We start from the raw sequence: 13575 nt of genomic DNA on the forward strand, positions 1-13575 counted from the left end.
AACTCCTCTTGCGCAAGCAAACCGCCGCCATAATGACAAACAAGTTGCGCAAAATCAGGGAATGCTGCAGCAAAATCCGTTAAAAATCGGCAGCGACTCATTATTTTGTGGAGGATACATGAATTCTTCGGTACATGGCCATCAGGTGCTGCAGTTGTTGCTGGAACAAACCGCTCCCATTCAGAGGAACAATCTCAAGGCACTGATGCAGGAGCGTTTCGGTAAAGACGCCCGTTATCATACCTGCAGCGCAGAGGGAATGGATGCCGACGCCTTGCTCAACTTCCTGGCCGCCAAGGGCAAATTTATCGAATCACCTCAGGGGCTGCGCACCCTTGAGAGCAAAATTTGCCGTCACTGAGTTTCGCCTGCCTCATCTCGGGCGATCATTTCGGCCTGGGCTTTATCGCTCAGGTTATGAAAGTCGCGAATGAAGATCCGCAGTAGCCTGGATTTGGCAATACCTGTCTTACGGGCGATGCTGTCCAGCTGGCTGATGCTGGCTTCGGTCAAGGTAAAAGTGGCATGGCGATAGAGACGGGTGGATTTTTTATCCAGACCCGTTTGGGATTTGGCGGCCGCTATCCCGGTTAAGCGGCTGGGTTTCCCATGGGCATAGTTGTTGGCATCTTCGATAAAATCCTCGACAGAGACCTTCTTTGCCTTGGGTTTGATCTTTTGGCGTTTGAGATCAGTTAAGCTCATAAGAGTTTTCCGGCGGAATGGCTAACAGCTCGTCGGCGATATTGCGAATTTCCTCGGCGGCTTTTCCATCGGGCTCAATTTCGATGACCGAGGAGCCTTTTTCTTCGCTGTCATCATAAATGTTACGGCTGAAGGTCACTGAATCCAGCACCCTGAGACCGAATGAGTTGACCACATCCTTGGCTTCAAGAATGCGTTTGAACTGTGAGGGCAGGGCCGGGCATTGGGTCAGTACAATTGTCGCCACCATCTTGGGATTGACCATCTTACAGGTGCTGAGCATATCTTCCATATGGGGCAAGGTTTTCAAATCGCGCCGCTTGGGCCTCAAGGGGATCACCACATAGCTGGCAACCGACATGGCGGCGCGCATTGCCAGGTTGTCCTGACCGCCACAGTCGACTATCACATAGTCGAAACGTTCATCGAGACTCAGGAGATCGTTGCGGATCTTGCCGTAGAGCTGAATACAGTTGATGGCCGGCAGGGAAGGGTCATTGTTACGGGCCTGGATCCAGTCGGATGTGGTGCGCTGTGGGTCACAGTCGACCATCAGTACATTGGCCTGATATTTCTGGGTAATGTGTACAGCCAAATTCTGGGCCAGGCAGCTCTTGCCACTACCACCTTTCTCCCCACCTACGAGCAGTATCATGAATTTTCTCCCCGTGTCCTCGGTACTTATGTTGAATTAAAGTATAGAACACCCCGGATACTGCGTCGGAGTCTAGATAAGTTGCATAGCGATGTGAAAACTCTTAGGATGACTCTCGCTGCAACGGCACACCTGTCCTTTTACAGTGTTTTGGGCATCGGTTCCGGCATGGAAGGTCACGGATACCAGTTCTCCCAAGGCAAAAGGCTGACTGTATTCAAACAAAATTCCCCGTCTGGACAGATCGATACAGACACCATCGTCATTGTGCTCATTGCCCGCTTTATCCAACCAATGAAGCCTGATCCGCTCCGCCTCCAGATCGACCCGCAGTGACCTGCGTCTTTCGATAAAGTCATCCAGATTTTCATCCATGTCGGTCCCCTTTAATTCAATGGATAGTCGGCAGTTTCCCATGCATTATCGAAGTTAGAGTCACTCGTTGCCGTGTATGCATCCAAGGCCAAGGTCGAACTACCCTGATAAACCTTTCTTGCCCTATTTGCCACCACAGCTTTTATTCTTGCTGAGTGAGTCAACTCTCATGTGCAATGGTATAAGTGTTTTAAAAATAGCATAGATTTGTCGGTAACTGCGGCCGGTTATCTCTAGCCGATAAAAAAGAACCCGGCGTTTGCCGGGCTCATCGAATTCAGTTGTCATACTCTTGATTCTTGGGGTAGGGCATCTTCAACTGCCCCCAGCGGATCACTATCACGGTTGCCGCCAGTACCAGGGTCGAGATTGAAATGGCGACTATGCGCCAATCCTCCATCGACTTCATATCCAAAATTAAGTAACGGGCCAAAGCTACAATCGCGATATAGAGTGGCATACGTACAGGCAACTTGCCGGACTCGGCATAATTGGCCACCATTGCCAACACTTCCAGATAGATAAACAGCAACAGCAGATCGGCAAGGGCCACAGCCCCCATTTTGAAGATATGCACTATCTCCTGGCCAATGGCGACGACTGTGGCAATGGCAATAACAATCAACACCAGATGTTCGACGGCTTTAAGGCTCTTAGAGCCGTATTTGCGATACAGTTCCATGAAAACTCCCTGAAATCATTTCCTAAATAGTATCAGCAAATTTTCTGCCTGCCGCGAAATCTGTGTGATAGCTTTCACAGAACCTTTAACCGGGGCGGCCATCCAGCCTCGCTCGGCAAAGGATTGGTGCGTAAAGCAAAACAAAAGTGGCAAATGCCATCAGCCAGCAGATAATCGCGCCCATCAGCAAGATTTGGCTTACCTGGGGCACAATAGCTGCCGTAACCCGCAATATTGCAGCCAGTAATATCAAGCTAAAGGCGGGTATCATGGGCCAGGCAATCTGCAGCGGTCTGCCGGAATGCCCCAAAGATACCCTCGCCATCATAGCCAGGATCATTCCGCCCATACCGCCAACGGTCAGGGCATGAAACCCCAACATCATCTGGCCACTGACACCGATAATCAACAGTCCGAGCGGAATAAACAAATAACTTAAATGCAGTGACCACAGCAGTGGTACCTTGAGACTGGCGCGCCAGCCCCAACGCGCCCAGCGCAGTAGCAATGAGACACCTGCCAGCAAGGCCAATGCTTGTGTTAGCCAAGGGTAGGGTAAAAATAGACTGATAAGCATCAGGGGTAAGGAGGCGAAGCTGAGCGCTTCGAGTAAAGGGTTTGGCGCCTTGCGGTTAAAGTCGGTGGCGCGCTCGGTAAAGAAGGGGATCACCCTGCCACCCAGCAGGGCCACCAGGAGAACGACCAGCAGCGCCGCGGCTTGCAGTGCTTTTTGTGCCAATCCGGGCTGTTCAAGGCCGAGATAAGAGAGGAGGTTGGCACCGAAGAGCAATAGCAGCAGAGGCACAAACACCAGGTTGCGCCACTGTTTGACCCGAATAACGGCTAAACCGAGCAACAGCGCCGTGACTGGGAAGAAGGCCAGATCCAGCAGCATGACCAAAGTAAAAGGGGCTATGCCGGCATCGAGCAAGAGTAGTCTGGGAGCCAGCCATAGACACCAGAGCAGCAGCAATGGCCAGCCTCTTATACCTGGAACCCCTGTCCAGTTTTGAACTGCTGTTAACAAAAAGCCCGCGATAACAGCGCCTGTGAAGCCGAACAGCATTTCGTGACCATGCCACCACAGAGGGTTGGCGTGGGGCGTCAGTGGTACTTGACCACTGAGTAACGCTCCCCAAAGTAAGAGTGATAACAAGCCGAACAGGCTGGCGCCGAGAAAAAAAGGTCTGAAGCCCAAACGGAAGAGCGCCAGCGGAAACTGCTTGTTGGCCGGTTCATCGATGTTGAGGATGCCGCCCCGGGTGTTGCGAGTGCCGGATTTGCTCATAGTCTTGCCTTAAATACCCAAACAAAGTACTCGGGCATTTTAAGGTGCAATATAAATACATGTAAATATATCCAAAGAGTTATCTGTATGAGAGACTGAGGGACGATCCCCATCCTTGGTTATTCCGGCTTGGCTCGGCCAGAGCCTTATTGATTTAATCCTGTTTGATTCAATCTGATTTACTCGAACGGATTGAAGTCCGCTCTATCTTCTTGGCGTTCAGGCGTAAAAAAACCGCCATGAGGCGGTTTTTACCAACAGACTTCAGCACTTAGCAGCCTATTGCAATGTTTGCTTAAGCACTTGTCTGATAACTTACTTCAGAGCATCGCTCAACAGGGGACGGAAGCGTTTGACCAGCAGGCTGGTGGCTTTAGGCGCACCGGCAACGATATTGCCAGAGAGCAAATAGTTGTGACCACCACTGAAGTCGGTAACTGTACCACCGGCTTCACGAACAATCAGATCGCCGGCAGCGATATCCCAAGGCTTGAGGCCCAGTTCGAAGAAGGCGTCTACACGACCGGCGGCCACATAGGCCAGATCCAGCGCAGCTGAGCCGGCGCGGCGCAAGTCGGCACACAGAGAGAAAGTCTCGCCAAACAGCTTCATATAAGTTTCAGTATGCTGACGGGCCTTGAAAGGGAAGCCAGTGGCAACCAGACTACCGCCCAGATCGCTGACATTGTTTACACGGATACGGAAATCATTCAGTTTGGCCCCTTTACCACGGACGGCGCTGAACAGTTCATCGCGAACAGGATCATAAACAACGGCAACTTCAGTCTTGCCTTTGTACTGCATGGCGATGGAAACGGCGAAGTGAGGTACACCATTAACAAAGTTATTGGTGCCGTCCAGAGGATCAACAATCCACAGATAATCTTGGTTGGTGCCGCGGTTTTCGCCATTTTCCTCACCCACTATGCTGTGGTCAGGATAGGACTTGCGGATCTGATAGATAATTGCTGCTTCTGCTTCCTTGTCTACACTGGTCACAAAATCGTTGACACCTTTGGCATCGACTTCAATACGGTCGAGTTCGGTGTAGGCACGCATAATAGTTTGGCCCGCAGCGCGAGCAGCGCGCACGGCAATAGTCAGCATCGGATGCATTGCAATCCCCTGGATGTTAAAGAACGGACAAAAATTCGGCGCAGATTATACCCTAGTTGTCAGTTATATCAAATGGCGATTTTTCTATAAGCAAAAAAATGTGCCTGTGGTACCATCCGCCTCCTGATTTTTTTATTTTTGAAGTTGTTCCATGCTCTCCAATATTCGTGTCGTCCTGGTAGGTACCACGCATCCCGGAAATATAGGTTCTGTGGCCAGGGCCATGAAAACAATGGGATTATCCAACCTTTATCTGGCGGAGCCCAAAGTTGAGCCAGATGGCCAGTCCATTGCGCTTGCCGCCGGTGCCTCCGATATTCTCAAACATCTGGTCAAGGTCGATAGCCTGGAAGAGGCGATTAAAGACTGCAGCTTGGTGATTGCCACCAGTGCCCGCAGCCGCACTCTCGACTGGCCCGTGCTCGAACCCCGTGAAGCGGGCAGTAAATTGGCGCTTGAGAGCAGTCAGGGCCCGGTCGCCATTGTCTTTGGCCGTGAAAGCCATGGCCTGAGCAACGAAGAGTTGCAGAAATGCCACTATCATGTGTGTATCCCCGCCAACCCGGAATACAGCTCACTCAACCTGGCTCAGGCGGTGCAGCTTATCTGTTATGAAACCCGGGTGGCCTGGCTGGAGAAGCATCAACAAGCCGAGCAGGAGCTGGTTGAGTATCCCAGCAGTGAAGATCATGAGCGTTTCTTTGAACATCTGGAACGGACACTGCAAAAAACCGGCTTTATTATCAAGAATCATCCGGGACAGGTGATGATCAAGCTGCGGCGCCTGTTCACCCGTGCCAGAATCGAAACGCAGGAGATGAACATACTACGCGGGATCCTGACATCGGTAGAGAAAAAGGTCGACAGCAAAGAAGAGTAATCCGAGGAATCAAGATGGGTGTGATAGCCAGACTGAAAGAGGACATAGGGTCCATTTACCATAGGGATCCTGCGGCGCGCGGTGCGCTGGAAATATTGCTCAATTACCCGGGTATGCAGGCCATTTGGCTGCACCGCATCAGTCATAAGCTGTGGAAGGCAAATTGGTGTTTTCTGGCGCGTTGTTTGTCCACCTTTTCCCGTTGGCTTACCGGGGTGGAAATACACCCGGGCGCAACCATAGGTCGGCGCTTCTTCATCGACCACGGCATGGGAGTTGTTATAGGGGAAACCGCCGAGATTGGCGATGATTGTACCCTTTATCACGGAGTGACCTTGGGAGGCACCACCTGGCAAGCCGGTAAACGTCATCCAACCCTTGGCAATAACGTGGTCATAGGAGCGGGGGCCAAGGTGCTGGGCCCCATTACCATGCATGATGGTGCCCGGGTTGGTTCCAACTCTGTGGTGGTCAAAGACGTGCCCAAGGACACTACTGTTGTGGGTATTCCTGGCCGGGCTGTCACAGTGGCGTCGGCTCAGTCCAAAGAAACCAGCGAGCGTCGCAGCGCCATGGCCAAGAAATATGGTTTTGACGCCTACGCCGTGTCACCCGACAACCCCGACCCTGTTGCCAATGCCATAGGCCAGATGCTGGACCATATGCATCTGATGGACTCCAAAGTACAGGAAGTCTGTCAGGCGGTTCAGAAAATGGGTGGCAGTGTTTGCACCGAGCGCCTGCCTGAGTTGGATGTGGGCGAGTTCAGCGAGGCCGAAACCGCTGCGGCGGAAAAGCGCCAGCAGGCAATGGATGAGTTTGATCCCATAATCTGATACTTAATGGCTATTTTGTGGGCTTTTGCCATTGAATAATCGCGGCGAAAAAGGTTAAATACCCCACCAAGCAGACAGGGTATTCAACCTGATTTATGAACCACTAATACCCGAGTAAACAAGTAGGATTTATACTTGACTAAATTGCTCGGGTATGTTGAAATTCCCACATACCTGTTTGGGAGCCGTGGTCGTTTTATGAAACTTACATCTAAGGGTCGCTACGCAGTGACAGCCATGCTGGACGTGGCCATACATTCGGCGCAGGGGCCGGTACCGCTGGCAGATATTTCCGAGCGCCAGGGGATTTCCCTTTCTTACCTAGAACAACTCTTTGCCAAACTGAGAAAACAAGGCTTGGTCGCCAGTGTGCGCGGTCCCGGTGGTGGTTACCGCCTCGGACTGGAAGCCAATGATATCTCGGTGGGCATGGTGGTACATGCGGTAGATGAATCTGTCGATGCCACCCGTTGTCAGGGACAGGGGAATTGCCAGAGTGGCACCCGCTGTCTGACGCATTCGCTCTGGGGTGACCTGAGCAAACAGATTTCTGACTTTTTAAATGGCATCAGCCTTGCTGCACTGATGCAGAAACGGGATGTACAGTTCATCTCGGTAAAGCAAGATAAGATGCAGCAGGAGCAGAGAGTCAGCGCTTGAGCTGATCCTCTGGTGGATATAAAAACGAATAATGTACGTTGTATGTAGCCTCGGCCGAGACTGCGAAGTACGGAGTGTGTAATGAAGCTTCCTATCTATTTGGATTATGCCGCAACAACGCCTGTAGACCCCCGGGTTGCAGACAAAATGGTACAGTACATGACAATGGACGGTGTATTCGGTAACCCCGCATCCCGTTCACACCGCTACGGCTGGCAGGCCGAAGAAGCAGTGGATATTGCCCGCAACCAGGTCGCGGAGCTGATCAATGCCGATCCCCGTGAAATCGTGTTCACTTCCGGCGCCACTGAATCTGACAACCTGGCTATCAAAGGTGTTGCCCACTTCTACCAGAAGAAGGGTAAGCACATCATCACCAGCAAGACAGAGCATAAGGCAGTACTGGATACCTGCCGTCAGCTGGAACGTGAAGGTTTCGAGGTCACTTACCTGGAACCTGCAGCCAACGGTATTATTCCCATGGAGCGCCTGGAAGCGGCCATGCGCGACGACACCATTCTTGTCAGCATCATGCATGTCAACAACGAGATTGGCGTGATCCACGATATTGATGCCATCGGCGAACTGTGTCGCAGCAAAGGCATCATCTTCCATGTGGATGCTGCCCAGAGTGCCGGTAAGCTGCCTATCGATATTCAAAAGACCAAAGTAGACCTCATGTCTATCTCGGGGCACAAGATGTATGGCCCCAAAGGCATAGGTGCCCTGTATGTGCGCCGTAAGCCTCGTATTCGTCTGGAAGCCCAGATGCACGGTGGTGGTCATGAGCGTGGTATGCGCAGCGGCACCCTGGCGACTCACCAAATTGTGGGTATGGGCGAAGCGGCAGCCATTGCCAAAGCCGATATGGAAAAAGATAACGAACGTATTCGCTATCTGCGCGACAAGCTGTGGAACGGTATCAAAGATATCGAAGAAACCTATCTCAATGGCGATATGAAGCAACGTGCCTGCGGCAGCTTGAACGTCAGCTTTAACTATGTGGAAGGCGAGTCACTGATGATGGCGCTCAAGGACTTGGCCGTATCTTCCGGCTCGGCCTGTACTTCTGCCAGTCTGGAGCCCAGCTATGTGCTGCGTGCTCTGGGGCTGAACGACGAGATGGCGCACAGCTCAATCCGTTTCTCCATCGGTCGTTTCACTTCCGAGGAAGAGATCGACTACGCAATCGAAACCATTAAAAACTCTATTGGCAAACTGAGAGAAATGTCACCACTTTGGGAAATGTTCAAAGATGGTGTGGACCTCAACCAGGTGCAGTGGGCACACCACTGATCCCCGCGGATAGATGAATTTGGAGCAGTATCATGGCTTACAGTGAAAAAGTGATAGATCATTACGAGAACCCGCGTAACGTAGGTTCTTTCGACAAGAACGACCCCTCCGTAGTGACCGGCATGGTGGGTGCGCCTGCCTGTGGTGACGTGATGAAACTGCAGCTCAAGATTGACGACCAGGGCATCATTGAAGATGCTCGCTTCAAGACTTACGGCTGTGGCAGCGCCATCGCATCAAGCTCTTTGGTGACCGAATGGGTTAAAGGTAAGTCCATCGAGGAAGCGGCTGCCATCAAGAACACGGATATTGCAGAAGAGCTGGCTCTGCCACCTGTGAAGATCCACTGTTCTATTCTGGCCGAAGACGCCATCAAGGCGGCTCTGGAAGAGTACAAGTCCAAGCAAGCTAAATAACGCCAGGAGTTAAGATGGCTATTACTATGACGCCTGCCGCCGCCGAGCGTGTCCGTGCCTTTCTGAGCAACAGAGGAAAAGGCATAGGTTTGCGCTTGGGGCTTAAGACTTCAGGCTGCAGCGGGATGGCTTACGTTCTGGAATTTGTCGACGAACTCAATGAAGATGATGAGGTTTACAACATAGATGGTGTCAACATCATCATAGATGCCAAGAGCTTCATCTATCTTCAGGGGATCGAGCTGGACTTTGTCAAGGAAGGACTCAACGAAGGCTTTAAATTCAATAACCCTAACGCCAAAGGTGAGTGTGGTTGCGGTGAGAGCTTCACGGTTTGAGTTTCACCGCTGCCTGAGAGTATATGAATTATTTCGAGCTGTTTGATTTAACTCCCTCCTTTGATGTGGACACCGCCAAGCTGGCCAGTCGCTATCGCGATCTGCAGCGGGCGGTGCATCCCGACAAGTTTGCCAACGCCAGTGAACAGCAAAAACTGCTGGCCATTTCCCGCACTGCCCAGATAAACGACGCCTTTCAGACCCTGAAAGATCCTATCCGTCGGGCCGAACATATGTTGGCGCTCAAAGGTGTGGATATCAGTCACGAGACCACCACGGTTAAAGACACCGCCTTTTTGATGCAGCAGATGGAATGGCGTGAAGCGCTGGAGGAGATAGGCCAGAGCGGCGACGCCCAGAGCGATATCGATGAGCTCGATGTTTCATTTGCGGCTTACCGTAAGCAGGTGACAGAGCTGCTGCGTCACCAACTTCACAGTTCCAAAGAGGCCGACGCAATAGCCGCGGCAGATCAAGTTCGCAAGTTGAAGTTTATGGCAAAATTGCAGGATGAACTGCAGCGGGCCCAGGATGCGCTGTTCGACTGACGTCGCCTTCGGCCTTCAAGCATATTCCTACGGTTGGCTCAATTTTTGATTGGGCCAACTTTTTAAACACAAGATGGAAGACTATGGCACTTTTGCAGATTGCTGAACCCGGCCAAATGGCCGCTCCTCACCAACACAGATTGGCCGCAGGGATAGATTTGGGTACTACCAACTCCCTGGTTGCTGCGGTTCGCAGCGGCGAGGCAAGCACGCTGGCCGACGAGCAAGGCCGGCATTCATTACCATCTGTGGTGCACTATGGCGAGCAGGGTGTTCGTGTGGGTCACGATGCCCTGGCCGATTCGGCCAAGGATCCTGAAAACACCATAGTGTCGGTGAAGCGTTTCATGGGCCGCTCTTTGGCCGATGTGCAAAGCGGTGAGCAAGCTTTCCCCTATCAGTTTGAAGCCAGTGAAAACGGTCTGCCTCTGTTTGTGACCCGCGCCGGTAAAATGAATCCGGTTCAGGTGTCTGCAGAGGTCTTGCGCCCCCTGATTGCCCGCGCCGAGTCTACCCTGGGCGGGCCTTTGGAAGGCGTGGTTATCACGGTGCCTGCTTATTTTGATGATGCCCAGCGTCAGGGAACCAAAGATGCGGCAGCTTTGCTTGGTATCAAGGTCTTACGCCTGCTCAACGAGCCGACTGCGGCCGCCATTGCCTATGGCCTGGACTCGGGTCAGGAAGGCGTCATTGCCGTCTATGACTTGGGCGGCGGCACCTTTGATATCTCTATTTTGCGCCTCAACCGCGGCGTGTTTGAGGTACTTGCAACCGGTGGCGATTCCCGCCTGGGTGGTGATGACTTTGATGAGCTGCTGCAAGGCCTGCTGCGTGAACGCATGGCGCTGAAGTCGCTTTCAAGCCAGGAAGCGCGGCAGTTGCTGATGGAAGCCCGGCGGGTAAAAGAAGCGTTGACCGATAGCGACAGCACTATTGCTAAGCTGACACAGCAAGATGGCAGTGAGTGTGAAGCCGAGGTGAGTCGCAGCGAGTTTGACCAGTTGATCAACACGCTGGTGAAGAAAACCATTCAGGGTTGCCGCAAGGCCCTACGTGATGCCGGAGTGGATACTGACGAGGTGCTGGAAACCGTGATGGTTGGCGGCTCCACCCGGGTGCCTCTGGTGCGGGAAATGGTCGGTGACTTCTTTGGCAAGGCGCCGCTGACATCGATTGACCCGGATCGCGTGGTTGCCATAGGTGCTGCGGTACAGGCCGATATTTTGGTGGGTAACAAGCCTGACTCGGATCTGTTGCTGCTGGATGTGATCCCACTGTCGCTCGGCATTGAAACCATGGGCGGTTTGGTGGAGAAGGTGATTCCGCGTAACACCACCATTCCGGTTGCCAGAGCCCAGGAATTTACCACCTTCAAAGACGGTCAGAGCGCCATGGCATTTCATGTGGTGCAAGGTGAACGTGAACTGGTGGCCGATTGCCGCTCTCTGGCGCGCTTTACCCTTAAGGGCATTCCACCATTGGCCGCTGGTGCCGCGCATATTCGGGTGACCTTCCAGGTAGATGCCGATGGCTTGCTCAGTGTCACTGCCATGGAGAAGTCGACCGGGGTGCAATCCAGCATCCAGGTTAAACCTTCCTTCGGCCTGAGTGATACTGAAATTGCCGGAATGCTCAAAGATTCGATGCAGAATGCCAAAGAGGATATTGAGCTGAGAATGCTCACCGAGCAGCGAGTGGAGGCAGCCAGGGTACTGGAATCGCTGCACTCGGCACTGGCGAAAGATGGCGAACTTCTCAGCCAGGAGGAGCGCGCTCTGGTTGACCGCGCCATGGCTGATTTGAGTGAAACCGCTGCCAATGGCGATGTTGATGCCATCAAGGCGGCGATAGAAGCGGTGGATGCGCAGACCCAGGAGTTTGCCGCCAGACGCATGGACAATTCGATTCGGGCCGCACTGAAGGGTCAGTCGGTCGATAACATATAGGTGAGACTATGCCACAGATAGTATTTTTGCCCCATGAAGAACTGTGTCCTGAAGGCGCCGTGGTGGAGGCAGAGGTGGGTGAATCCATTTTGGATGTCGCGCTGAAAAACGGCATCAACATAGAGCATGCCTGCGAGAAATCCTGTGCTTGTACCACCTGCCATGTGATAGTGCGTGAAGGTTTCGATGAACTTGAACCCAGCGATGATCTGGAAGACGACATGCTGGACAAAGCTTGGGGCCTGGAGCCAGAAAGCCGTCTGTCCTGTCAGGCCAAGGTGGTTGAAGGTGATATGGTTGTTGAAATCCCCAAATACACAGTCAACATGGTCAGTGAAGGCTAAGGAAGGTCCGAACAAGTCCTCGTGGCCTTATCTTTTGTAGAGAGTGGCCTGCACAGCAATTGGCGTTCAAAGCATCTTCCCTAAGTGCTGACATCTTTTGAAAACCGGCCCCAAGTGGCCGGTTTTTTATTGCTATGCTTGGCGTGCAGAGATTGATTTCCAACACGGCAGGCGTATGATGCGCTGTCTTTTTCACTCTTAGGGACACTGACCTGGATGCAGATTGCAATTTTGTCACAGAACAAAACCTTATATTCCACACGCCGTTTGGTGGAGGCCGCCCAGGAACGGGGTTATCAGGTGCAGGTGATCAATCCGCTGGAATGCTATATGAATATCAGTATGCAGCAGTCCAGTATTCATATCGGGGGCGTCGAGTTGCCGTCCTTCGATGCGGTGATCCCGAGAATAGGTGCCGGCATTACTTTCTACGGCACGGCTGTGGTGCGTCAGTTTGAGATGATGGCTACCTATACACTCAATAGCTCCATGGGGATCTCCCGCTCAAGGGATAAGCTGCGCTCCATGCAGTTACTGTCCCGCAAAGGCATAGGATTGCCAGTGACAGGTTTTGCCAATAAGCCCAGCGATATTCCGGATCTTATCGACATGGTCGGTGGCGCTCCCTTGGTGATTAAACTCTTGGAGGGCACTCAGGGGATAGGTGTGGTGCTGGCTGAAACCCGTAAGGCGGCCGAGAGTGTGATTGAGGCCTTTATGGGCCTCAAGGCCAACATCATGGTACAGGAATATATCAAGGAGGCCCAAGGGGCCGATATCCGCTGTTTTGTGCTTGGCGACAAGGTCATTGCCGCCATGAAACGCCAGGCTCTGCCGGGAGAGTTTCGCTCCAATCTGCATCGGGGCGGCACGGCAACCTTGGTGAAGTTGTCCCCTGAGGAGCGTTCAATCGCGGTGCGCGCCGCCAAAACCATGGGGTTGAATGTTGCCGGCGTGGATATTTTACGCTCCAACCATGGACCCGTGGTGATGGAGGTCAATTCATCACCCGGACTCGAAGGGATTGAAGCCGCTACCGGCAAAGATGTTGCCGGCGCCATCATAGAGTTTATTGCCAAGCAGAGGCGTAAGGGCAAGACACCAAGCGAAGCCTGATCTTGGTCTCAATCAAGGCTATTAAGGCTTCAACTGCGGCGCTATACTCAAAGTCAGTACTTATCTGAAGCAGGAGTAACCATGGGACTCAAGTGGATAGATTCATTGGACTTGGCTTTGGAGTTGCTGGAGGCACATCCTGATGTGGATCCAGAGCAACTGCATTTCCCTGAGCTTTACGAGTGGATATTGGCGTTGGAAGCCTTCGATGATGACCCTAAACGCTGCAGCGAGAAAATTCTCGAAGCCGTGCAGCAATGCTGGATCGAGGAAAAGTAACCCCCTCTGGCAGAAAACTGATCCCGGTCAAGTTATCACCATCACGAGTCAACTATATTAACTTGGTTAATAAATTGTTGTGCCGGTTTCGGAGG

General features: G+C 52.5%; 18 protein-coding genes. 12 read left to right on the top strand and 6 right to left on the bottom strand.

Annotation, left to right across the window (positions count from 1 at the left end; all coding sequences use genetic code 11):
• The first annotated feature begins 118 nt into the window (after positions 1 to 118).
• The gene (locus tag ACSHSR_RS07520; RefSeq protein WP_025011482.1) at positions 119 to 361 is read left to right on the top strand and encodes a YecH family metal-binding protein; all 243 of its coding nucleotides are present in this window, start codon (positions 119 to 121) and stop codon (positions 359 to 361) included.
• Here the strand turns inward: ACSHSR_RS07520 and ACSHSR_RS07525 are convergent.
• The 6 genes from ACSHSR_RS07525 to suhB form a co-directional block, all read right to left on the bottom strand.
• On the bottom strand, positions 355 to 705 hold the full coding sequence (locus ACSHSR_RS07525; protein ID WP_025011483.1) for a hypothetical protein: 351 nt from the start codon (positions 703 to 705) through the stop codon (positions 355 to 357). The genes ACSHSR_RS07520 and ACSHSR_RS07525 overlap by 7 nt on opposite strands.
• The gene (locus tag ACSHSR_RS07530; protein WP_025011484.1) at positions 692 to 1360 is read right to left on the bottom strand and encodes an AAA family ATPase; all 669 of its coding nucleotides are present in this window, start codon (positions 1358 to 1360) and stop codon (positions 692 to 694) included. The genes ACSHSR_RS07525 and ACSHSR_RS07530 overlap by 14 nt, the downstream gene beginning before the upstream one ends.
• A gap of 72 nt (positions 1361 to 1432) precedes the next feature.
• Positions 1433 to 1735: a PilZ domain-containing protein gene (locus ACSHSR_RS07535; protein ID WP_054745529.1), complete on the bottom strand. Its 303-nt coding sequence runs from the start codon at positions 1733 to 1735 to the stop codon at positions 1433 to 1435.
• Positions 1736 to 2012: 277 nt separating this feature from the next.
• Positions 2013 to 2417, bottom strand: coding sequence for a phosphate-starvation-inducible protein PsiE (locus tag ACSHSR_RS07540; protein ID WP_028781034.1), 405 nt, complete (start codon positions 2415 to 2417; stop codon positions 2013 to 2015).
• Between the two features lie 85 nt (positions 2418 to 2502).
• Positions 2503 to 3669, bottom strand: a complete 1167-nt coding sequence (locus tag ACSHSR_RS07545; protein ID WP_186297281.1) for an NnrS family protein — start codon at positions 3667 to 3669, stop codon at positions 2503 to 2505.
• Between the two features lie 351 nt (positions 3670 to 4020).
• Complete coding sequence (gene suhB / locus ACSHSR_RS07550) at positions 4021 to 4821, bottom strand: inositol-1-monophosphatase (RefSeq protein WP_025011487.1); 801 nt, start codon at positions 4819 to 4821, stop codon at positions 4021 to 4023.
• A gap of 151 nt (positions 4822 to 4972) precedes the next feature.
• On the opposite strand from suhB, the gene trmJ reads away from it, so the two are divergent.
• From trmJ to iscX, 11 genes are all read left to right on the top strand, one after another.
• Positions 4973 to 5701, top strand: coding sequence for a tRNA (cytosine(32)/uridine(32)-2'-O)-methyltransferase TrmJ (gene trmJ / locus ACSHSR_RS07555; protein WP_025889458.1), 729 nt, complete (start codon positions 4973 to 4975; stop codon positions 5699 to 5701).
• A gap of 14 nt (positions 5702 to 5715) precedes the next feature.
• Positions 5716 to 6537: a serine O-acetyltransferase gene (gene cysE, locus ACSHSR_RS07560; protein WP_025011488.1), complete on the top strand. Its 822-nt coding sequence runs from the start codon at positions 5716 to 5718 to the stop codon at positions 6535 to 6537.
• Between the two features lie 198 nt (positions 6538 to 6735).
• Entirely contained in the window at positions 6736 to 7197 is a 462-nt protein-coding gene (iscR, locus tag ACSHSR_RS07565; RefSeq protein WP_025011489.1) for a Fe-S cluster assembly transcriptional regulator IscR, read from the top strand.
• Positions 7198 to 7278: 81 nt separating this feature from the next.
• A complete protein-coding gene (locus ACSHSR_RS07570; protein WP_479631385.1) occupies positions 7279 to 8493 on the top strand; it encodes an IscS subfamily cysteine desulfurase in 1215 nt (404 codons plus the stop codon).
• A 32-nt stretch (positions 8494 to 8525) separates the two neighbouring features.
• Positions 8526 to 8909: a Fe-S cluster assembly scaffold IscU gene (gene iscU / locus ACSHSR_RS07575; RefSeq protein ID WP_025011491.1), complete on the top strand. Its 384-nt coding sequence runs from the start codon at positions 8526 to 8528 to the stop codon at positions 8907 to 8909.
• A 14-nt stretch (positions 8910 to 8923) separates the two neighbouring features.
• Entirely contained in the window at positions 8924 to 9247 is a 324-nt protein-coding gene (gene iscA / locus ACSHSR_RS07580) for an iron-sulfur cluster assembly protein IscA (RefSeq protein WP_025011492.1), read from the top strand.
• A gap of 23 nt (positions 9248 to 9270) precedes the next feature.
• Positions 9271 to 9795, top strand: a complete 525-nt coding sequence (gene hscB / locus ACSHSR_RS07585; protein ID WP_479631386.1) for a co-chaperone HscB — start codon at positions 9271 to 9273, stop codon at positions 9793 to 9795.
• A gap of 83 nt (positions 9796 to 9878) precedes the next feature.
• Positions 9879 to 11741: a Fe-S protein assembly chaperone HscA gene (gene hscA / locus ACSHSR_RS07590; protein ID WP_335919662.1), complete on the top strand. Its 1863-nt coding sequence runs from the start codon at positions 9879 to 9881 to the stop codon at positions 11739 to 11741.
• Positions 11742 to 11749: 8 nt separating this feature from the next.
• Positions 11750 to 12085 carry an ISC system 2Fe-2S type ferredoxin gene (fdx, locus tag ACSHSR_RS07595; protein WP_025011494.1) on the top strand — a complete coding sequence of 112 codons (336 nt, stop codon included), beginning with the start codon at positions 11750 to 11752 and terminating at the stop codon, positions 12083 to 12085.
• A 216-nt stretch (positions 12086 to 12301) separates the two neighbouring features.
• Positions 12302 to 13201 carry a 30S ribosomal protein S6--L-glutamate ligase gene (rimK, locus tag ACSHSR_RS07600; protein WP_025011495.1) on the top strand — a complete coding sequence of 300 codons (900 nt, stop codon included), beginning with the start codon at positions 12302 to 12304 and terminating at the stop codon, positions 13199 to 13201.
• An 81-nt stretch (positions 13202 to 13282) separates the two neighbouring features.
• Positions 13283 to 13480, top strand: a complete 198-nt coding sequence (gene iscX, locus ACSHSR_RS07605; protein WP_025011496.1) for a Fe-S cluster assembly protein IscX — start codon at positions 13283 to 13285, stop codon at positions 13478 to 13480.
• The last annotated feature ends 95 nt before the right edge of the window (positions 13481 to 13575 follow it).

It is taken from the genome of Shewanella sp. VK101, from assembly GCF_056497865.1.